The following is a 21,155-nucleotide window of genomic DNA, read 5'->3' on the forward strand; positions in this document are numbered from 1 at the left end:
CTGGCGCTCAACGCGGCCATCGAGGCGGCCCGTGCCGGCGAGGCCGGACGTGGCTTCGCGGTGGTCGCCGACGAAGTGCGGGCGCTGGCCAGCCGCACCCAGCAGAGCACCCAGGAAATCCAGGGCATGATCGATCGCCTGCAGCAGGGCACCAACGCCGCGGTCGACGCCATGCGCCGTTCCGGCGAGGCCGGCGAGGGCACCAGCAACCAGGCCAACCAGGCCGGCGATTCGCTGGACGCCATCGCCCAGTTGATTGCCACCATCAACGCGATGAACGCGCAGATCGCCAGCGCCGCCGAGGAACAGACCGCGGTGGCCGAGGAGATCAACCGCAGCGTGCACCAGATCGCCGGCGCGGTGGACAGCGTCGCCGACGAGGCCCAGCAGGGCGCGCAGACCGCCCGCAGCCTGGCGCAACTGGGCCAGGGCCTGGGCCGGCTGGTCGGTCAGTTCCGCATCTGACCCTTCCCCCGCGCGACCGCTGCCGGCAAAAGAGCCAGCCGGCAGTGGTGCGCCACAGAGCCTTCCTGTCATTATTCGGCGGAGTCGGCCGGCAGTCGTGAACGATCCACCTCCGCCGGCTGACTAATGCTTTGCTTCCCACTGCCAGATGGATTGGACATGCTCGACACGAAACTGGAATCCCGGACTTTTCTCCTGTTGCTGGCGGTGGTCACGCTCGCCTTCGGCTGGCTCTTGCTGCCGTTCTACGGCGCGGTGTTCTGGGGCACCATCCTGGCGATCATCTTCGCCCCGGTGCAACGCCGCCTGCAGGTGCGCCTGAGGGATCGGAAGAACCTCGCCGCGCTGATCACCCTGCTGATCTGCGTGCTGATCGTGATCATCCCGGTGATCTTCATCGCCGGTTCGCTGGTGCAGGAAGGCGCGAGCGTCTACCAGCGGGTCAAGTCCGGCGAACTGAACTTCGCCGCCTACCTGCAGCAGGCGGTGGCCGCCTTGCCGCCATCGGTGCACCAGTGGCTGGAGCGCTTCGACCTGGCCAATCTCTCGAGCCTGCAGGAGAAGCTCTCCTCGGTGGCGATGCAGGCCAGCCAGGTGGTGGCGACCAAGGCGTTCAGCATCGGCCAGAACACCCTCGACTTCGTCATCAGCTTCGGCATCATGCTCTACCTGCTGTTCTTCCTCCTTCGCGACGGTCGCGTGCTCGGCCGGCGGATCAAGCAGGCGGTGCCGCTGAGCCAGGAACACAAGCACCACCTGTTCGCCAAGTTCACCACGGTGATCCGCGCCACGGTGAAGGGCAACATCGCCGTGGCTGCCACCCAGGGCGCTCTCGGCGGCCTGATCTTCTGGGTGCTGGGCATCGAGGGCGCCTTGCTCTGGGGCACCCTGATGGCCTTCCTGTCGCTGCTGCCGGCCATCGGTGCGGCGCTGATCTGGGCGCCGGTGGCGGCCTACTTCCTGCTCACCGGGGCGATCTGGCAGGGTGTAGTGCTGATCCTGTTCTGCGTGGTGGTGATCGGCCTGGTGGACAACATCCTGCGCCCGATCCTGGTCGGCAAGGACACCAAGATGCCGGACTACGTGGTGCTGATCTCCACCCTCGGCGGCATGGCCTTGTTCGGCCTCAACGGCTTCGTCATCGGCCCGCTGATCGCTGCGCTGTTCATGGCCAGCTGGGACCTGTTCACTGGCCGCGAGGAAGAACCACAGGCCTGAGTCGCGCCCGTGGCAGACAAGCCCCGCGAATGCGGGGCTTGTTCGTTTCAGGCCTTGAAGCATCATGGACGGCGCTGTCGTGGCTGAGCCGCTCCAGGCAGTGCCTGGGGCCTTCGGCTAACAGTGCGTCGAACCCGGTACATCGCGACCGTTGCGCAACTGGACATGGAGCAGCGCTTGCCGGCACTCCTCAGGGCTCGCCGCTGTCAACCGGCGGCGGACCTCGGCTTGAGCGCGCAGGTGGCGAGGAAGGTCGGCATGAAGCGGTCGATGACGAAGCGCGGGTGCGGTTGCCAGTCTTCGTAGAAATCCTGCAGCAGCAGGCCGGCGGCGAGCTGGCCGGCGATCTGCTGGGTCAGGCTATGGCCGAACACCAGGGCTTCGCCTTTCTCGCGCTTCGCCGCGAGGGCTTCGGCGGAGAGGCTTTCCAGGTCGGAGTAGGGCAGGCGATGTCGCGGCCGGATCAGGCCCTGCTCTGCCAGTTCCGGCGAGCGGTCCTCGATGAACAGCGCCGGGTTGTAGAAGCTCGCCAGCAGCTTGCCGCCCGGCCGCAGCACCCGCGCGCATTCGCGCCAGACCGGCAGGACATCGTCGACGTAGAGATTGGAGATGGGATTGAAGACCAGGTCGAAGGAGACATCGGCGAAGGTCGAGAGGTCGCGCATGTCGCCCTGCACGCAGGCCAGTTCGAGGCGGTCGCGGGCGGCGACCTGGCGGTCCTTGTCCAGCTGTCCCGCCGAGGCGTCGAACAGCGTGACCCGTGCGCCGGCGGCGGCAAGGATCGGCGCCTGCTGGCCGCCGGCCGAGGCCAGGCAGAGGATCTCGCGGCCGCGTACGTCGCCCAGCCAGTGAGCGGGTAACGCGCCCGGGGTCAGCTTCACCGCCCAGTCGCCGCGGCGTGCGGCGGCGACCTCTTCGGCGCTGACCGGTCGCGACCATTCGCAGTCACGGGCGGCCTGGGCGTCCCAACTGGCGCTGTTGTGTCGCAGGACGTCGATATCGTGGAAGGTGGGCATGAGGCCTCCGGGTTCATCCATGGAGCGCGGAGCATGCCACGGCAGCGGGGCAGGGTGCGTGGGGCGGGCCAAAGAAAAACCCCGCCGAGGCGGGGTTTTCGTGGAGCGGGCGACTCAGCCGGCGAGGGCCAGGCCGGAATGCTGGAGGATTTCCAGCAGCGGCTGCGGGTAGACGCCGAGGAAGAACGCCAGCAGGGCGATGGCCACCAGCATGATGCCGCCGGCGCGCTGGCCCCAGTTGAACGGTGCGTCGTGCTGGCGGATGCCGGGCTCGACCAGGAACAGGGTGACCATGACCCGCAGGTAGTAGTACAGGCCGATGGCGCTGCCCAGCACCAGGGCGCCGATCAGCCACCACAGGTGCGACTCGACGCCGACCGCGATCACGTAGAACTTGCCGATGAAGCCGGCGGTCAGCGGGATGCCTGCCAGCGACAGCATCATCACGGTCATCACCGCGGTCAGCACCGGCCGGCGCCAGAACAGGCCGCGGTACTCGAACAGTGCATCGGCGTCGCGGCCGCTGTACGGGGTGGACATCAGGGTGATCACGCCGAACGCGCCGAGGGAGGTCAGTACGTAGGTGGCCAGGTAGACGCCGACCGCTTCCACGGCCATGCCCTTGCTGGCGATCAGGGCGACCAGCAGGTAGCCCAGGTGGGCGATGGACGAGTAGCCGAGCAGGCGCTTGATGTTGCTCTGGGTCAGTGCCAGCAGGTTGCCGAAGAGGATCGAGGCGACCGCGATGACGCTCAGGGAGATGTTCAGCAGTTGGTTGTCCAGGGCCGCCGGGGCGATCTGGAACAGCCGCAGCAGCACGGCGAACACCGCGACCTTGCTGGCGGTGGCGAGGAACGCCGAGACCGGCGCCGGGGCGCCTTCGTAGACGTCCGGGGTCCACAGGTGGAAGGGCACCAGCGACAGCTTGAAGCCCAGGCCGACCAGCATCATGCCGACGCCAACGCTGACCAGCGGACCGCTCAGCACGTGCTCGGCGACCTTGGCGCCAAGGCCGGCGAAGCCCAGGGTACCGGACTCGGCGTAGAGCAGGGCCATGCCGAACAGCAGGAAGGCGGAGCCGGCGGCCGAGAGCACGGTGTACTTGATGCCGGCTTCCAGCGAGCGCTTGTTGAAGAAGGCGTAGGCGACCATCCCGTAGACCGGGACCGAGAGCAGCTCCAGGCCGATGAACAGGCTGGCCAGGTGCTGCGCGCTGACCAGCACCAGGCCGCCGGCGGTGGCCAGCAGCAGGAGCAGGTACAGCTCTTCGCGGTTACCCGGATAGCTTTCCATGTAGGCGTGGGCGAGGGTCACGCAGGCCAGGGCGGAGACCAGCACCAGGGCCATGTAGAAGCAGGCGTAGTTGTCCACCAGCACCAGCGGGGTCACCTCGATCGGGGTGACGCCGAGGACCGGCAGCAGCGACAGCAGGGCCAGGTTGAGGCCGATCACCGAGAGAGTGGCGGTGAACGAGTGATTGCGTTTCCAGGCTACCGCCAGCATCACCACCACCAGGGTGGCGCTGGTGATCAGCAGTGGCAGGAGCGCGATGAAGTGTTGGATCGTAAAGGTCATTTCGCGACTACCGTCCTGCAAGGGTGGAAAGGGCTGCGCCCAGCCATTGCTGCACGCCGTGCATGCTGGCCGCGGAGATGTCCAGCACCGGCTGCGGGTAGACCCCGAGCAGGACCAGCAGGACCGCTAGGCCGAGCACCATGCTCAGTTCGCGGGCGTCGAGGCCGAGGATCGGCTCGTCGGACTGGCTGGGTCCGAAGTAGGCGCGGTGGATCATGATCAGCGAGTAGACCGAGGCGAAGACCAGGCCGAAGGTGGCGATCACGATGATCACCGGGACCACCTTGAAGGCGCCGATCAGGATCAGGAACTCGCCGACGAAGTTGCCGGTGCCGGGCAGGCCCAGCGACGCCGAGGCGAAGAACAGGCTGATCGCCGGCAGGTAGGGCATGCGCGACCACAGGCCGCCCATCTTGCGCATGTCGCGGGTATGCAGGCGCTCGTAGAGCTGGCCGCAGAGGATGAACAGCGCCGCGGCGGAGAGGCCGTGGGCGATCATCTGTACCACCACGCCCTGCAGCGCGACCTGGCTGCCGGAGTAGATGCCGATCATCACGAAGCCCATGTGCGAAACGCTGGAGTAGGCGACCAGGCGCTTGATGTCGGTCTGCGCGAAGGACAGCAGGGCACCGTAGAAGATGCCGATGATGCCGAGCCACATGGCGATCGGCGCGAATTCCGCCGAGGCGTTGGGGAACAGCGGCAGGGCGAAGCGGATCAGGCCGTAGGCGGCGGTCTTCAGGAGGATGCCGGCGAGGTCCACGGAGCCGGCGGTGGGCGCCTGGGCGTGGGCGTCCGGCAGCCAGGAATGCACCGGCACCACTGGCATCTTCACCGCGAAGGCGACGAAGAAGCCGAGCATCAGCAGCCATTCCACGTGGGGGCTCAGCTGGGTCTTCAGCAGGGTGGCGTAGTCGAAGGTGATCACGCCGGTGGCATTGAAGTTGACGAACACCAGGCCGAGGATCGCCACCAGCATCACCAGGCCGCTGGCCTGGGTGAAGATGAAGAACTTGGTGGCGGCGTAGATGCGGGTCTTCTTGCCGTCATCGGAACTGTGTCCCCACAGCGCGATGAGGAAGTACATCGGCACCAGCATCATTTCCCAGAAGAAGAAGAACAGGAACAGGTCGATGGCGAGGAACACGCCGATCACACCGCCCAGGATCCACAGCAGGTTCAGATGGAAGAAGCCGATGCGGCGCTGGATCTCGTTCCACGAGCAGAGGACCGAGAGCACGCCGAGCAGGCCGGTGAGGGCGACCATCAGCAGCGACAGGCCATCCATCGCCAGGTGGACGCTGATGCCGAGACGCTCGATCCACAGCACCTTGAATTGCAGGGTCCATTCCGGCTCGCCGCCGGGCGCGGGCGCCAGCTGGAAGTCGCCGGTGGCCCAGATCCACAGGCTCAGGATCAGGACCAGGGTCATCGAAAGCAGCGCGATCCAGCGGGGCAGGGTCTTGCTGCTGTGTTCGGCGATCCAGCAGAGGAAACCGCCGATGAAGGGGATCAGGATTAGCCAGGGCAGAATCATGACAGGCTCAGTCTCTCCGTGAATTCGTTAGGCCAGCAGCAGCGCGCCGAGCAGTATGGCGGCGCCACCCACCAGGGAAGCGGCGTACCAGCGCAGGCGGCCGTTCTCGGTGAGGCTGAGGAGGTTGTGTCCGCCGCGCACGCTGAACGGAACGACGCCCAGGGTACGGTCGATGGGGTCGCGCCCCAGCAGTTGGCAGAGCAGCAGGTAGGGTTTCACGAACAGCTTGTCGTACAGCCAGTCGAAGCCCCAGGCGTGGTACCACCAGGTACCGAAGAAGCGACCCGGGGCGCTCTTCGCCAGGGCGCTGACGAAGCGGCGCTGGCCGAGGAACAGCAGGCCGGCCAGCAGGATGCCGGCGATGGCGATGGCGCCCGAGGCCAGTTCCAGGCTGTGCTTGGCTTCGCCACCGGCGTGGCCGACGCTTTCCGGCAGGACGCCAGCCAGCGGCGGGGTGATCAGGGCGCCGACGAAGGTCGACAGGACGATCAGCACGCTGAGCGGCAACCAGTGGGAAATCCCGTGGCCGGCGTGGGCTTCGGTCTTCGGCTCGCCGTGGAAGGCGACGAAGATCAGGCGGAAGGTGTAGATCGAGGTCAGGAACGCACCCACCAGGCCGGCGATCAGCAGTTCGCGATGGCCGCTGGCGAAGGCCTCCCAGAGGATCTCGTCCTTGGAGTAGAAGCCCGCGGTGAGGAAGGGCAGGGCGGCCAGCGCCGCACCGCCGACCACGAAGCTGGCGTAGGCCAGCGGCAGCTTCTTCCACAAGCCGCCCATCTTGAAGATGTTCTGCTCGTGGTGGCAGGCGATGATCACCGCGCCCGAGGCGAGGAACAGCAGGGCCTTGAAGAAGGCGTGGGTCATCAGGTGGAAGATCGCCGCGTCCCAGGCGCCGACGCCGAGGGCGAGGAACATGTAGCCGATCTGGCTCATGGTCGAGTAGGCGAGGATGCGCTTGATATCGGTCTGCACCAGGGCGGCGAAGCCGGCCAGGACCAGGGTCACCGCGCCGACGATGCCGACCAGTTCGAGGATGTCCGGGGCCAGGGTGAACAGGCCGTGGCAACGGGCGATCAGGTAGACGCCGGCGGTCACCATGGTGGCGGCGTGGATCAGCGCGGAGACCGGGGTCGGGCCGGCCATGGCGTCGGCCAGCCAGGTCTGCAGCGGCAGTTGGGCGGACTTGCCGACCGCGCCGCCGAGCAGGGCCAGGGTCGCCAGGGTCAGCCAGAGGTTGCCTTCCGGGAACTTCTGCGGCGCCAGCACCAGCAGCTCCTGGATGTTCAGGGTGCCGAACTGCTGGAACAGGATGAACAGGCCGAAGGCCATGAACACGTCGCCGACGCGGGTGACGATGAATGCCTTGAGCGCCGCGTTACCGTTGTTGCGATTGCTGTAGTAGAAGCCGATCAGCAGGTAGCTGCACAGGCCCACGCCTTCCCAGCCGAAGTAGAGGAACAGCAGGTTGTCGCCCAGCACCAGGAACAGCATGCTGGCAATGAACAGGTTGGTGTAGGCGAAGAAGCGCGAATAGCCGGTTTCGCCACGCATGTACCAGGAGGCGAACAGGTGGATCAGGAAGCCGACGCCGGTAACCACGCCGAGCATGGTTACCGAGAGGCCGTCCAGGTACAGGGTGAAGTTGGTGCTGAAGTCGCCGGCCGCCATCCACTGCCACAGCACCAGGCTGTAGGCGCCGCCTTCCGGCGGACTGCTGTGGAAGCTGAAGATGGCCCAGGCCGCGCTCAGGGCGGAGAGGCCGACCGAGCCGACGCCGACCAGCGCCGAAAGGTTTTCCGACCACCTGCCGCGGGAGAACGACAGCAGCAGGAAGCCGACCAGGGGGAACAGGAAGGTAAGAGGTAGAAGGTTCATCCGCGCATCTCGCTGGCAGCGTCGATATCGAGGGTGTGGAAGCGGCGATACAGTTGCAGCAGGATCGCCAGGCCGATGCTCGCTTCGGCGGCCGCGAGGCTCAGCACCAGGATGAACATCACCTGGCCGTCGGGTTGGCCCCAGCGGCTGCCGGCGACCACGAAGGCGAGGGCGGCGGCGTTCATCATCACTTCCAGGCTCATCAGTACGAACAGGATGTTGCGTCGCACCATCAAGCCGACCAGTCCGAGGGCGAACAGGACGCTGGCGAGGGCCAGGCCGTGTTCCAGTGGTATTGCGTTCATAGCGTTACGTTCCCTTGGGGCGGGCGCAGGGCGCCCGCCGAACCTTTATTGTTTGGCGTCTTGACGACCCAGGTGATAGGCAGCGACCAGGGCCGCGAGCAACAGCATGGAGGCCAGTTCGACCACCAGCAGGTACGGGCCGTAGAGGCTGATGCCGACCGCCTTGGCGTCTACCGTGGTATGGCCGATGCCGGCACCGCTCGGGGTGCGGGCGAGGACCACCAGCAGTTCCACCAGCAGGACCAGGGCCAGGGCCGAAGGCCCGACCCAGATGCCGGGCGTGAGCCACTTGCGCTCCTGCTCGACCACGGCCGGGCCGAGGTTGAGCATCATCACCACGAAGACGAACAGAACCATGATGGCGCCAGCGTAGACGATGATCTCCAGGGCTCCGGCGAAGGGTGCGCCGAGGCTGAAGAAGGTCATCGAGATGGCCAGCAGGGAAATGATCAGGTAGAGCAGGGCATGCACCGGGTTGCTGTTGGTGATGACCCGCAGCGTGGCCAGTACGGCGACGCCGGCAGCGAAATAGAAAGCGAATTCCACGCGACGTCTCCTTATGGCAGCAGGCTTTTCACGTTGATCGGTTCGGCTTCGTTCTGCGCGGCGCCTTTCGGCTTGCCGGCGATCGCCATCCCCGCAACGCGGTAGTAGTTGTAGTCCGGGTTCTTGCCCGGCCCGGAGATCAGCAGGTCGTGCTTCTCGTAGACCAGGTCCTGGCGCTTGAACTCGCCCATCTCGAAGTCCGGGGTGAGCTGGATCGCGGTGGTCGGGCAGGCTTCCTCGCACAGGCCGCAGAAGATGCAGCGCGAGAAGTTGATGCGGAAGAACTCCGGATACCAGCGACCGTCCTCGGTCTCGGCCTTCTGCAGGGAGATGCAGCCAACCGGACAGGCCACGGCGCACAGGTTGCAGGCTACGCAGCGTTCCTCGCCGTCGGGGTCGCGGGTCAGGACGATCCGGCCACGATAGCGCGGTGGCAGGTAGACCGGCTCTTCGGGGTATTGCAGGGTATCGCGCTTGCGGAAGGCATGGCCGAAGATCATCACCAGGCTGCGAAGCTGGGTGAAGGTGCCATGCACGACGTTGATGATTTCTTTGATCACGGTGGTTCTCCTTACTGGGCCGCGGCCAGCACGAGCGCGCCGGTCACCAGCAGGTTGATCAGGGTCAGCGGCAGGCACACCTTCCAGCTGAACGCCATCACCTGGTCATAGCGCGGACGCGGCAGCGAGGCGCGGATCAGGATGAAGAGCATGATGAAGAAGCCGGTCTTGGCGGCGAAGTAGAAGAACGACAGCCAGGGCAGGGTGTCCAGGAACGGACCGTGCCAGCCGCCGAAGAACAGGGTCGCCAGCAGCGCCGAGACCAGCACGATGCCGATGTACTCGCCGACGAAGAACATGCCCCATTTCATCCCGGCGTACTCGATGTGGTAGCCGTCCGCCAGTTCCTGCTCCGCTTCCGGCTGGTCGAACGGGTGACGGTGGGTCACGGCGACGCCGGCGATGATGAAGGTGCAGAAGCCGAAGAACTGCGGAATGATGAACCAGACGTTATCGATCTGGTACTGGACGATGTCGCGCATGTTGAACGAGCCGACCTGGGCGACGATGCCCATCAGCGACAGGGCCAGGAACACCTCGTAGGAGATGGTCTGGGCCGAGGCGCGCAGGCTGCCGAGCAGGGCGAACTTGTTGTTGCTCGACCAGCCGGCGAACAGCACGGCGTACACCGTCAGGCCGGCCATGGCGAAGAAGAACAGGATGCCGATGTTCAGGTCCGCCACGCCCCAGGTGGGGGTGATCGGCACGATGGCGAAGGCGACGAGCAGGGCGCCCATCGCGATCACCGGGGCCAGGGTGAAGATCATCTTGTCGGCGAACGGCGGGGTCCAGTCCTCCTTGAAGAACATCTTGACCATGTCCGCGCCGAGCTGGAACGCACCGAACGGACCGACCCGGTTGGGGCCGTAGCGGTCCTGCCAGAGGCCGAGCAGGCGGCGCTCGACCCAGCTTAGCAGGGCGCCGCAGATGACCACGGCGAGCAGCACCACGATGGCCTTGACCACGGTGAGGATGATGGTGACCAGAGCGGGAGTCAGCCAACTCATTGTGCAGCCTCCTGCAGACCTTCCACGGAGCAGCCGGCGATCGCCGCCGGGATGCCGGCGAAGCCGACCGGCAGGCCGATCAGGCCGGCGCCGAGTTGTTCATCGATGCGCAGCGGCAGGCGCAGGGCCTGGCCCTTGAGCTGGAAGCCGAGGGTCGCGCCGTCGTTGACGCCGAGGCGGTCCGCGTCTTCCTTGGACAGGGCGACGTAGGTCTCCGGGATGCGCTGCTGGATCGGCGCGGCCCGCGAGCTGTTTTCCTCGCTGCCGAACAGGTGGTACAGCGGCACTACCTTCCAGCTGTCGGCCTTGGCGCTGAACGGCACCGGCACGGCCTGGAACCAGTCGAGGCCTTCGCCCTTCGGTTCGATCAGGCGCACGCCGGGGTCGCCGGCGCGCAGGTGGCCGCCGACCTCGTCCTGGAACTTGTTCCAGGCCTGCGGCGAGTTCCAGCCCGGCGACCAGGCGAACGGGATCTGCTGACGGTCTTCCTGGCTGCCGGAGTAGCCTTCCATGGAGAAGGCGAACGCCGAGTCGATGTCCTGCGGGGTGCGCGGCTCGTGCACGCTGATATTGGCGCGCATGGCGGTGCGCCCGCTGTAGCGGTGCGGTTCGCGGGCCAGCTTGAGGCCCTTGATGCGGAACGAGGCGGCCGGTGCGGCGTCGCGGATGCCGGCCAGGATCGGCTTGGCCTCGGCCACGGCTTCGGTGACGTGGTCCAACTGGGTCCAGTCGACGCGCTTGCCTTGCAGGGTGCTGTGGATCGCATGCAGCCAGCGCCAGCCCTCGCGGACCATGTTCCTGGCGTCGTAGTAGGTCGGGTCGAACACCTGGAAGAAGCGCTGGGCGCGGCCTTCCTGGCTGACCAGGGTGCCGTCGCCTTCGGCGAAGCTGGCCGCCGGCAGCACCAGGTGCGCCTTGGCGGTGGTGGCGGTCTGCTGGTGATCGGCGACGATCACCACCCTGGCCGCCGCCAGGGCCGCGTCGACACGGGCGGCGTCGGTGCGGCGATAGAGATCGTTCTCCAGCACCACCACGGCGTCGGCCTGTCCGGAGGTCAGTCGCTCGAGCGCGGCTTCCACGGAGTCGCCGCCGAAGAGCGCCAGGCCGAGGCTGTTGGCTTCGCCGACCACCAGGCTGATGGAACCGTTCTTCTCGCGCTGCTTGAGGGCCTTGGCGATGTTCGCCGCGGCTTCGATCAATGCCTTGTTGCCCAGCGAGTTGCCGGACACTACCAGCGGACGCTTGGCCGCCAGCAGGGCATCGGCGATGCGCTGGGCGAAGGCCTGGGCCTGAGGGTCGAGGTCGGCCACGGACGGGGCGCTCGGGTCGATCGCGTGGGCCACGGCGAAGCCGAGGCGAGCGAGATCGTCCGGCGCGGCGTGAACGGTTTCCTCGGCCACGTCGTCGAGGCGGGTCGCGCTGACGCTGGCGATGAACAGCGGGTTCTGCGCATGCTGGGCGATGTTCTTCACCGCGGCGTCGAGCCACGGCTGGACCTTCATGTCGGCGGCCATCTCGACGGCCTTGCCCTTCACCGACTGGCGCAGGGCCAGGGCGATGCGGGCGGCGGTCTGGGTCAGGTCCTCGCCGAGGACGAAGACCGCGTCGTGGTCCTCGATGTCGCGGATGCTCGGCACCGGCAGCGGGCCTTCCTGCATGACCTGCAGGATCAGGCGCAGGCGGTCGAGCTCGCCTTCGTTGATGCCGCTGTAGAAGTTGCCTTCGCCAACCAGCTCGCGCAGGGCGAAGTTGCTTTCCAGGCTGGCGCGCGGCGAACCGATGCCGACCACCTTGCGCTCCTTCAGCAGGGCGGCGGCCTGGTCGAGGGCGCCGTCCAGGCTCAGCTTCTGCTTGCTCAGCACCAGCAGCGGCTGGCGCGGACGGTCTTCGCGGTTGACGTAGCCGTAGCCGAAGCGACCGCGGTCGCAGAGGAAGTAGTGGTTGACCGAGCCGTTGTAGCGGTTCTCGATGCGGCGGATCTCGCCGTAGCGCTCGCCGGGGCTGATGTTGCAGCCGCTGGAGCAGCCGTGGCAGATGCTCGGGGCGAACTGCATGTCCCACTTGCGGTTGTAGCGCTCGGAGTGGGTCTTGTCGGTGAACACGCCGGTGGGGCAGACCTCGGTGAGGTTGCCGGAGAACTCGCTTTCCAGCACGCCGTCCTCGACCCGTCCGAAGTAGACGTTGTCGTGGGCGCCGTAGACGCCGAGGTCGGTGCCGCCGGCGTAGTCCTTGTAGTAGCGCACGCAGCGGTAGCAGGCGATGCAGCGGTTCATCTCGTGGGCGATGAACGGGCCGAGTTCCTGGTTCTGGTGGGTGCGCTTGGTGAAGCGGTACCGGCGCTCGTTGTGGCCGGTCATCACCGTCATGTCCTGCAGGTGGCAGTGACCGCCTTCCTCGCACACCGGGCAGTCGTGCGGGTGGTTGGTCATCAGCCATTCGACGACGCTGGCGCGGAACTGCTTGGCCTCTTCGTCTTCGATGGAGATCCAGGTGTTGTCGGTGGCGGGGGTCATGCAGGACATGACGAGGCGACCACGCTTGTCGTTCTCGTCGGTGTACTGCTTCACCGCGCACTGGCGGCAGGCGCCGACGCTACCGAGCGCCGGGTGCCAGCAGAAGTAGGGAATGTCGAGACCGAGGGACAGACAGGCCTGCAGGAGGTTGTCTGCACCATCGACTTCGAGCGTCTTGCCGTCTACGTGGATAGTGGCCATGGTTCAAGTCTTCGTTGGCCCGTTGTCAGCGGGCGTGGCTAATAGAAACTCACGGTTCCGTCGGGCCTGCGGCCGGGCCGCGGCACGACGACGAAACATCGCCGGACGGCTGGCCGTCCGGCTGCAAAGCATCAGGCGCCGACCGTTGCCGGGCGCGGCGCGGCCGAAGGCTGGCGGGAGATGCCCGCCTCGAATTCGGCACGGAAATACTTGAGGGCGCTGCCCAGCGGCTCGACGGCTCCCGGCGCGTGGGCGCAGAAGGTCTTGCCTGGGCCGAGGAAGTTGACCAGCTGCTCGAGGGTCTCGAGGTCGCCGGGCTGGCCTTCGCCCCGCTCCAGGGCGCGCAGCAGCTTCACGCTCCACGGCAGGCCATCGCGGCAGGGGGTGCACCAGCCGCAGGACTCGCGGGCGAAGAACTCTTCCATGTTGCGCAGCAGGGAAACCATGTTGATGCTGTCGTCCACCGCCATGGCCAGGCCGGTGCCCATCCGGGTGCCGACCTTGGCGATGCCGCCGGCGAACATCTGCGCATCCAGGTGCTCCGGGAGCAGGAAGCCGGTACCGGCGCCGCCGGGCTGCCAGGCCTTGAGCTGGAAGCCGTCGCGCATGCCGCCGGCGTAGTCCTCGAACAGCTCGCGGGCGCTGACGCCGAACGGCAGTTCCCACAGGCCGGGGTTCTTCACCTTGCCGGAGAAGCCCATCAGCTTGGTGCCCATGTCTTCGCTGCCGGGGCGGGCCAGGGTCTTGTACCAGTCCACGCCGTTGCCGACGATGGCCGGCACGTTGCACAGCGTCTCCACGTTGTTCACGCAGGTCGGCTTGCCCCAGACGCCGACGGCGGCAGGGAAGGGCGGTTTGGAACGCGGGTTGGCGCGGCGGCCTTCCAGCGAGTTGATCAGCGCGGTCTCTTCGCCGCAGATGTAGCGGCCGGCACCGGTGTGGACGAACAGCTCGAAATCGAAGCCGCTGCCGAGGATGTTCTTGCCGAGCAGGCCGGCGGCCTTGGCTTCGTCGATGGCGCGGTTGAGGTTGCGCGCCGCGTCGACGTATTCGCCGCGCAGGAAGATGTAGCCGCGGTAGGCCTTCAGCGCACGCGCGGAAATCAGCATGCCTTCCACCAGCAGGTGCGGCAGCTGCTCCATGAGCATGCGGTCCTTCCAGGTGTTCGGCTCCATCTCGTCCGCGTTGCACAGCAGGTAGCGGATGTTCAGCGACTCGTCCTTCGGCATCAGGCCCCACTTCACGCCGGTGGGGAAGCCCGCGCCGCCGCGGCCCTTGAGGCCGGAGTCCTTGACGGTCTGGACGATGTCGTCCTGGGCCATCTGGGTCAGCGCCTTGCGCGCCGCGGCGTAGCCGTCCTTGCTCTGGTATTCCTCGAGCCAGACGGGCTGGGCGTCTTCGCGCAGGCGCCAGGTCAGCGGATGGGTTTCCGCCGAACGCGTCATGCGGTTGGCCGGACCAATGGAGGTAAGGGTCATACGTAGGCCTCCAGCAGTTTGGCGACACCGTCGGGACGCACGTCGCCATGGGTGTCGTCGTCGATCATCAGCGCCGGGGCCTTGTCGCAGTTGCCCAGGCAGCAGACCGGGAGCAGGGTGAAGCGTCCGTCGGCGGTAGTCTGGCCGAGACCGATGCCGAGTTGCTTCTGGATCTCGCCGACCACCGACTCGTGGCCGCCGATGTAGCAGACCATGCTGTCGCAGACGCGGATGATGTGGCGGCCCACCGGCTGGCGGAATATCTGACTATAGAAGGTGGCGACGCCTTCGACGTCGCTGGCCGGGATCCCCAGCACCTCGCCGATCGCCGGGATGGCGCCGTCCGGCACCCAGCCGCGCTGCTTCTGGACGATCTTCAGGGCTTCGATGGACGCCGCGCGCGGGTCCTCGTAGTGATGCATTTCATGCTCGATGGACGAGCGCTCGGTTTCGCTGAGGACGAAACGGTCGGTCTGAATCAGGTTGCTCTGGCTCATGTCAGCGGTCCACGTCAGCCATAACGAAATCGATGCTACCCAGGTAGGCGATCAGGTCCGCGATCATGCTGCCGTTGATCACCGAGGGGATCTGTTGCAGGTGCGCGAAGCTGGGCGTCCGGATACGCGTGCGGTAGCTCATGGTGCTGCCGTCGCTGGTCAGGTAGTAGCTGTTGATACCCTTGGTCGCCTCGATCATCTGGAAGGCTTCGTTGGCCGGCATGACCGGGCCCCAGGAAACCTGCAGGAAGTGGGTGATCAGGGTTTCGATGTGTTGCAGCGTGCGTTCTTTCGGCGGCGGCGTGGTCAGCGGATGGTCGGCCTTGTACGGGCCTTCCGGCATGTTCTTCAGGCACTGTTCGATGATCCGCAGGCTCTGGCGCATCTCGCCCATCTTGACCATGCAGCGGTCGTAGGCGTCGCCGTTGTGGGCCAGCGGTACCTCGAACTCGAAGTTCTCGTAGCCGGAGTAGGGGCGGGCCTTGCGCAGGTCGAAGTCGCAACCGGTGGCGCGCAGGCCGGCGCCGGTGGTGCCCCACTCGAGGGCTTCCTTGGTGTTGTACTGGGCGACGCCGATGGTCCGGCCGCGCAGGATGCTGTTCTTCAGGGCCGCGGTCTCGTACTCGTCGAGGCGCTTGGGCATCCAGTCGAGGAACTCGCGGACCAGCTTGTCCCAGCCGCGCGGCAGGTCGTGAGCGACGCCGCCGATGCGGTACCAGGCCGGGTGCAGGCGGAAGCCGGTGATGGCCTCGACCACCTTGTAGGCGCGCTGGCGGTCGGTGAAGGTGAAGAACACCGGGGTCATGGCGCCGACGTCCTGGATATAGGTGCCCAGGTACAGCAGGTGGTTCAGGATACGGAAGAACTCCGCCATCATGATCCGGATCACGTCGACCCGCTGCGGCACCTTGATCCCGGCGAGCTTCTCCACCGAGAGTACGTAGGGCAGGTTGTTCATCACCCCACCGAGGTAGTCGATGCGGTCGGTGTAGGGGATGAAACTGTGCCAGGACTGGCGCTCGGCCATCTTCTCGGCGCCGCGGTGGTGGTAGCCGATCTCCGGGACGCAGTCGATGATCTCCTCGCCGTCCAGTTGCAGGATGATGCGGAACGCGCCGTGGGCGGACGGGTGGTTCGGGCCGAGGTTGAGGAACATGTAGTCCTCGTTCTCGCCGTGGCGCTTCATGCCCCAGTCTTCCGGCTTGAAGCGCAGGGCCTCCTGCTCCAGGTCCTGCTTGGCGGCGGACAGGGAGTAGGGATCGAACTCGGTGGCGCGCGCCGGATAGTCCTTGCGCAGCGGATGGCCCTGCCAGGTCGGCGGCATCAGCATGCGGGTCAGGTGCGGGTGGCCGGTGAAGGTGATGCCGTACATGTCCCACACTTCGCGCTCGTACCAATTGGCGTTGGGCCAGATACGGGTGGCGGTGGGCAGGTTGAGGTCGCGCTCGGACAAGGCGACCTTGATCATCACGTCACTATTACGCTCCAGCGACATCAGGTGGTAGAACACGCTGAAGTCGGCGCTCGGCAGGCCGCGGCGATGGGTGCGCAGCCGCTCGTCGACGCCGTGCAGGTCGTAGAGCATCACGTAGGGCTTGGGTACCTGACGGAGGAAGGTCAGGACTTCGATCAGTCTTTCGCGCGGGACCCAGAGCACCGGCATGCCGGTACCGGTGGGCTGGACGGTGAAGGTCTCGGCGCCAAAGCGGGAATTCAGTTCGACGACGATATCCTGGTCGTCTGCCTTGTAAGGCGGGATGTACAGAGCGGAGTCTGCAGTCATGGTCTCGGTCGCTTTCGGTCAACGGTGGGGTGAACGCGGCTGGTCTCGGCCGGCCAGCGGGGCTGGCCGGGAGTTCCGGATCACACTTCGTCGGGGCTGCGCAGGTTGGTCACCTGGATGCGCTGCTCGCGTTTCAGGTCTTTCTGGGCCGGCATTTCGGCGCGGTAGACCCCCTGGTCGCCAACGACCCAGGACAACGGGCGGCGCTCCTGGCCGATGGATTCCTGCAGCAGCATCAGGCCTTGCAGGAACGCCTCCGGACGGGGCGGGCAGCCGGGGATGTAGACGTCCACGGGGAGGAACTTGTCGACCCCCTGGACCACCGAATAGATGTCGTACATGCCGCCGGAATTGGCGCACGAGCCCATGGAGATGACCCACTTGGGTTCGAGCATCTGCTCGTAGAGGCGCTGGATGACCGGGGCCATCTTGATGAAGCAGGTGCCGGCGATGACCATGAAATCGGCCTGGCGCGGCGACGCCCGGATCACTTCGGCGCCGAAGCGGGCGATATCGTGCGGCGCGGTGAAGGCGGTGGTCATCTCCACGTAGCAGCACGACAGCCCGAAGTTATAGGGCCAGAGCGAGTTCTTGCGACCCCAGTTGACGGTGGAGTTCAGCACATCCTCGAGCTTGCCCATGAAGATGTTCTTGTGAACCTGGCCCTCGACCAGCGGGTCGGCTACGGTTTCCCGTTCGCCTATCGGGTATTGGTCGTTGGCCGCATCGGGATCGATCCGGGTAAGTTTGTATTGCATCGCCAAAGCCTCATTGTTTTAGCTTCGCCTGCCGCTTGCGACGGCTTTCGGGAGCCCAATCGAGCGCACCGATCCGCCAAAGATAGACAAGACCCGCCAACAGAATTGCTATGAAAATGGTTGCCTCGATCAGGCCGGCCCAGCCGCTTTCGCGAACCGACACCGACCAGGCGAAGAGGAAGAGGGCTTCGACGTCGAAGATCACGAAGAGCATCGCGACCAGATAGAATTTTGCCGAGAGACGCAGGCGTGCGCCTCCGGTGGGGACGATCCCGGATTCGAAGGGTTCGTTCTTGCTGCGACCAAATGCCTTGCTGCCAAGCAGGGACGAAACCCCTAGCATGAAGGCGAGAAGGCCAACGACCCCTAGAAGGAAGGCAGCGAATCCCCAGTGATGAGCTGCAAGTTCAGCTGGGTTTGGCATGCTGATACTCCTTCTGTACCGGATATATAAGATCGTGGGTTCTGGGCGCAATGCCCGACTTCTTGTGCAACCCGCTGCGTAGTGAGCTAAGGGTTGTATGTATCTTTCCGATTTTATGCCCAAAGCGCCGGACAAGTAAATTTTTCTAACACAAACAGACGCTTCTCTGCTTTTTCCAGCGCTTTGGTTAATCCCCGAAAGCCTCGTGAATGCTGTCTCTGCGAGAAATGGCGCGGCCTGGCTGGCTTTTGGTCGTATTGCCGCGAAGCGTGGGGGAGGGCTCTTTGCAAGACCTCAAACGATAATGAATATCGTTTGCAATGTCGCATCCGTATAACTTCGCTACATATATTCTTCGCCGCGTTACTATTGTTTACCCTTTTATTGGTAATTACTCGCGATCAATCCGTTATTGCATTAAACCGGGAATATTTTCCGGGCCGGGCGCATGGCGGTTTTTCTTCTTTCCGCACCATGACAACCCGGCTGTGGCGCCGCCTGGGGCTGCGCCCGCGGTTCTTCGTGACGGATGCGAAGGCGCTGGGCAAGGTTTGCGGCGGTTCGCTTCGCAGCGCAGATGTAGTCGCTCTGGAGGTGCGCTACCTAGGGGCTGCGGTAGCGTCCCGGGGTTTCTTGCCGACCCAGGCCCAGACCATCTCGCAGGCGATCGGCTGGTTGCCGTTCTCGTCGCTGACCAGCACCGCCACGCGGACCTCGCCCTTGTCCTGTTGCCGGATCTGCTCGATCTGTCCGGCCTCCAGCGTCGCGATGGCGGTCAGGTCGCCCTGGGCGCGCTTGAGATAGTCGATCTTCATGGTCTTGATCAGCGGCAGCTTGTCGTCCGGTACGTTCATTCCGATCAGGAAGCCGCTGGCCGACTCGGCGAGCAAGGCCATCGCTGCGGCATGGATACCTTTTATGTGGTTCTGCACCGGTCGACGGTTCTTCAGGCTGAGGATGGCGCGCTCCTGCCCCAGTTCATGGATGCGCACCCTCGCCGTGCCGGCGAAGCGCACCTGGGAGCCCAGCAGCAGCGTCAGGCTGCGGCTGCGCAGGCGGCGGGGGAGGAGGTTGATGGCGCCGACGGCGCGGCTGAGACGATTGCGCTTGGGCATGCTGGCGTCCTTCCATAGAGAGGGGAGCCTGCATTCCACCCGCTTTGCCCGGGCTTGCCCACGGCTGTAGCGGCGACCTGCGCCGGCATTCCGGCCAACGCAGGTCGTCGTGGCGCGTCAGAGCAGGCGTCGGCCGTCTTCGCGGGTGATCACCACGGTGGCCGAGCGTGGCCGGCGGCCCGGCCCGTCCGGCCAGGTGCTGAGGAGGTTATCGGCGGTCGAGCCTTCCCCCGGGTGCTGGATGTTGATGAACAGCGTACGGAAGTCCGGCGTCGCGGCAATGCCGGTCACCTCGCAACCCAGCGGACCGGTGAGGAAGCGCTTCAGTTCGCCGGTGCGCGGGTCGGCCACCAGCATCTGGTTGTTGCCGAACGGGCCGCTGCTCAACTGGCTGCCGCTCATGTCGGTCTGGATCCACAGGCGGCCTTCCGGGTCGAACCAGAGGCCGTCGGGGCTGGCCAGGATATTGTCCTGGTTCAGCGGCTTGCCGTCCGGGCCGCGGCTGTCTTCGCCGGGACCGGCGAGCATGAACAGGTCCCAGGTGAAGCGTTGCCCGGCATAGTCGCGGCTGCGTTCGCGCCAGCGGATGATATGGCCGTAGGCGTTCTTCACCCGTGGGTTGGCCGCGTCGGCGACGGTGCGCGACGTGTTGTTGGTGAGGGTGAAGTAGACGTCACCGTTGTCCGGGTTGACCGCGCCCCACTCCGGGCGATCCATCTTGGTCGCGCCGAGGACATCGGCGGCCAGGCGGGTGTTGATCAGCACTTCGCCCTGGTCGGCGAAGCTCACCCCGGCCTTGCGACAGGCCGCGCGGAAGTTGCCGTCGGCGATGTCCAGCGGCAGCCACTGGCCGCTGCCATCGGCGTTGAAGCGGGCGACGTAGAGGGTGCCTTCGTCGAGCAGGCGAGCGTTGCTGCGACCCGGACGGAACTTGTCGCGGCTGACGTACTTGTAGATGTACTCGTTCTGCGAGTCGTCGCCAGAGTAGCAGACTACCTGGCGGCCCGGCTTGACCGGGGCGAAGACCAGGCCTTCGTGGGCGAAGCGGCCGAGAGCGGTGCGCTTGACCGGTACCGATTGCGGGTCGAACGGGTCGATCTCGACGATCCAGCCGAAGTTGTTCGGTTCGTTGCGGTAGTCGTCCTGAGCCTGTTTGCCCTTGCGGGTGGCGTCGAAGCGCTCGAACTCGTCGCCCGCCAGGGTTTCCCAGCCGAAACGGCTGGTGTTGCGAATGCCGTAGCGGGTCAGTTCGCGCGGCAGTTCGCTGTCCTGGGTGGAGAAATAGCCGACCCAGTTCTCCTCGCAGGTGAGGTAGGTGCCCCAGGGGGTGAAACCGTTGGAACAGTTGTTATGGGTGCCGCGGGTGCGGGTGCCGTCCGGACTGTGGCGGGTGCGCAGCAGTTCGTGGCCGCGCGCCGGGCCGGCGATACGCATCGGCGTGGCGGCGGTGATCCGCCGATTGCGTTGCGACGGCACGACATTCCACTCGCCACGCACGTTGCGACGGATCTCCACGACGGAAACGCCATGGGCGTTGATTTCCTTGCGCACTTCATCGGCGACGGTGCGCTTGCCATCGACCACGGTCGGGCCATTGGTGTGCAGCAGCGGCGCGTCGATGTATTCATGGTTGAGCACCAGCAGGCCATGGTTGCTGATGTGTCCGCCGCCGAAGCCGAACTGCGCGTCGATCGGGAAGAAGTGCATGCCGTCGTGGTGCATGCCGATCTGTTCGGCCTGGTCCTGGGCGCTGTTGCTGGCGTCGTCGAGGAATCCCGGATAACTGCCGCTGATCGGGGTGCCCCAGGGTATGAAGGGCGTCGCCTTGTAGCCGGCGGGCACCCGGATGGTATCGGCGCGGCCGCTGGCGATGGCTTCGAAGGGTAAGCGGTTGCGGCGTTTGAAAGGCAAGCCACGCAGGCCTTCCGCGGCGGGCGCCTGCGCTTCGGCGGGAGCGGCGCTGGCGGGGAGCGTGACGCCGAGGAAGGCGAGGGCGCCGAGCGCCGCGCCGCCGGCCAGGACCTGGCGGCGGCCGAGGCCGGCGATCAGGTCGTTCATGTGCGGGTTGTTCGAATGGTTGCTGGGCAACTCGTCGCCATCACCGAACAGGATGGCATCTTTTTTCTCCAGGCTCACGGACGTGCTCCTTGTGGGCTGATCGACGGAGCATTGACGCTAACCGCTGAAAGCGACGGGACGATGACAGGCACTCGAGGCCTTTTGCCATGATCCGGAAATGAAAAACCCCGGCCGGAGCCGGGGTTTTCGCGAGGCGGGCCGGG

18 protein-coding genes are annotated in these 21,155 nt (G+C 65.8%); 2 read left to right on the forward strand and 16 right to left on the reverse strand.

The annotated features are described in order from the left end of the window. Both HMPREF2924_RS12200 and HMPREF2924_RS12205 read left to right on the forward strand, forming a co-directional pair. Positions 1 to 465 (forward strand): methyl-accepting chemotaxis protein (locus HMPREF2924_RS12200; protein WP_049263184.1); only part of this gene is annotated, 465 nt, incomplete at its 5' end. Positions 466 to 624: 159 nt separating this feature from the next. After that, the gene (locus HMPREF2924_RS12205; RefSeq protein ID WP_003090487.1) at positions 625 to 1,683 is read left to right on the forward strand and encodes an AI-2E family transporter; all 1,059 of its coding nucleotides are present in this window, start codon (positions 625 to 627) and stop codon (positions 1,681 to 1,683) included. Positions 1,684 to 1,889: 206 nt separating this feature from the next. Here HMPREF2924_RS12205 and HMPREF2924_RS12210 read toward each other — a convergent pair whose 3' ends face one another. The 16 genes from HMPREF2924_RS12210 to HMPREF2924_RS12285 form a co-directional block, all read right to left on the reverse strand. Continuing rightward, complete coding sequence (locus HMPREF2924_RS12210; protein WP_003090485.1) at positions 1,890 to 2,699, reverse strand: class I SAM-dependent methyltransferase; 810 nt, start codon at positions 2,697 to 2,699, stop codon at positions 1,890 to 1,892. 114 nt (positions 2,700 to 2,813) lie between these two features. Next, positions 2,814 to 4,274 (reverse strand): NADH-quinone oxidoreductase subunit NuoN, encoded by a 1,461-nt coding sequence (gene nuoN / locus HMPREF2924_RS12215; RefSeq protein ID WP_003090482.1) that lies wholly within the window; start codon positions 4,272 to 4,274, stop codon positions 2,814 to 2,816. Positions 4,275 to 4,281: 7 nt separating this feature from the next. Next, a complete protein-coding gene (nuoM, locus tag HMPREF2924_RS12220) occupies positions 4,282 to 5,811 on the reverse strand; it encodes an NADH-quinone oxidoreductase subunit M (protein ID WP_003090479.1) in 1,530 nt (509 codons plus the stop codon). A 27-nt stretch (positions 5,812 to 5,838) separates the two neighbouring features. After that, positions 5,839 to 7,686: an NADH-quinone oxidoreductase subunit L gene (gene nuoL, locus HMPREF2924_RS12225; RefSeq protein WP_003090477.1), complete on the reverse strand. Its 1,848-nt coding sequence runs from the start codon at positions 7,684 to 7,686 to the stop codon at positions 5,839 to 5,841. Beyond that, entirely contained in the window at positions 7,683 to 7,991 is a 309-nt protein-coding gene (gene nuoK, locus HMPREF2924_RS12230; protein WP_003090475.1) for an NADH-quinone oxidoreductase subunit NuoK, read from the reverse strand. The genes nuoL and nuoK overlap by 4 nt, the downstream gene beginning before the upstream one ends. A gap of 45 nt (positions 7,992 to 8,036) precedes the next feature. Then, on the reverse strand, positions 8,037 to 8,537 hold the full coding sequence (gene nuoJ, locus HMPREF2924_RS12235; protein WP_003090473.1) for an NADH-quinone oxidoreductase subunit J: 501 nt from the start codon (positions 8,535 to 8,537) through the stop codon (positions 8,037 to 8,039). A gap of 11 nt (positions 8,538 to 8,548) precedes the next feature. Continuing rightward, positions 8,549 to 9,097 (reverse strand): NADH-quinone oxidoreductase subunit NuoI, encoded by a 549-nt coding sequence (gene nuoI, locus HMPREF2924_RS12240; RefSeq protein ID WP_003090467.1) that lies wholly within the window; start codon positions 9,095 to 9,097, stop codon positions 8,549 to 8,551. Positions 9,098 to 9,108: 11 nt separating this feature from the next. Next, positions 9,109 to 10,104, reverse strand: a complete 996-nt coding sequence (gene nuoH, locus HMPREF2924_RS12245) for an NADH-quinone oxidoreductase subunit NuoH (RefSeq protein WP_003090465.1) — start codon at positions 10,102 to 10,104, stop codon at positions 9,109 to 9,111. Next, positions 10,101 to 12,818 (reverse strand): NADH-quinone oxidoreductase subunit NuoG, encoded by a 2,718-nt coding sequence (nuoG, locus tag HMPREF2924_RS12250; RefSeq protein WP_003131098.1) that lies wholly within the window; start codon positions 12,816 to 12,818, stop codon positions 10,101 to 10,103. The genes nuoH and nuoG overlap by 4 nt, the downstream gene beginning before the upstream one ends. Positions 12,819 to 12,949: 131 nt before the next feature. Next, positions 12,950 to 14,296: an NADH-quinone oxidoreductase subunit NuoF gene (nuoF, locus tag HMPREF2924_RS12255; protein ID WP_003090462.1), complete on the reverse strand. Its 1,347-nt coding sequence runs from the start codon at positions 14,294 to 14,296 to the stop codon at positions 12,950 to 12,952. Beyond that, positions 14,293 to 14,793: an NADH-quinone oxidoreductase subunit NuoE gene (nuoE, locus tag HMPREF2924_RS12260; protein WP_003090460.1), complete on the reverse strand. Its 501-nt coding sequence runs from the start codon at positions 14,791 to 14,793 to the stop codon at positions 14,293 to 14,295. The genes nuoF and nuoE overlap by 4 nt, the downstream gene beginning before the upstream one ends. Before the next feature lies 1 nt (position 14,794). Then, complete coding sequence (nuoC, locus tag HMPREF2924_RS12265; protein WP_003131099.1) at positions 14,795 to 16,576, reverse strand: NADH-quinone oxidoreductase subunit C/D; 1,782 nt, start codon at positions 16,574 to 16,576, stop codon at positions 14,795 to 14,797. Between the two features lie 80 nt (positions 16,577 to 16,656). Then, complete coding sequence (locus HMPREF2924_RS12270) at positions 16,657 to 17,334, reverse strand: NuoB/complex I 20 kDa subunit family protein (RefSeq protein WP_003090455.1); 678 nt, start codon at positions 17,332 to 17,334, stop codon at positions 16,657 to 16,659. A gap of 10 nt (positions 17,335 to 17,344) precedes the next feature. Further along, positions 17,345 to 17,758, reverse strand: coding sequence for an NADH-quinone oxidoreductase subunit A (locus HMPREF2924_RS12275; protein ID WP_003090452.1), 414 nt, complete (start codon positions 17,756 to 17,758; stop codon positions 17,345 to 17,347). 599 nt (positions 17,759 to 18,357) lie between these two features. Further along, complete coding sequence (locus tag HMPREF2924_RS12280) at positions 18,358 to 18,912, reverse strand: DUF4442 domain-containing protein (protein ID WP_003131100.1); 555 nt, start codon at positions 18,910 to 18,912, stop codon at positions 18,358 to 18,360. Positions 18,913 to 18,990: 78 nt separating this feature from the next. Further along, entirely contained in the window at positions 18,991 to 21,009 is a 2,019-nt protein-coding gene (locus HMPREF2924_RS12285) for a PhoX family protein (RefSeq protein WP_003131101.1), read from the reverse strand. Between the last annotated feature and the right edge of the window lie 146 nt (positions 21,010 to 21,155).

The sequence above is a fragment of the Pseudomonas sp. HMSC063H08 genome, assembly GCF_001813645.1.
In the GTDB taxonomy this organism is placed as follows: Bacteria; Pseudomonadota; Gammaproteobacteria; order Pseudomonadales; family Pseudomonadaceae; genus Pseudomonas; species Pseudomonas aeruginosa.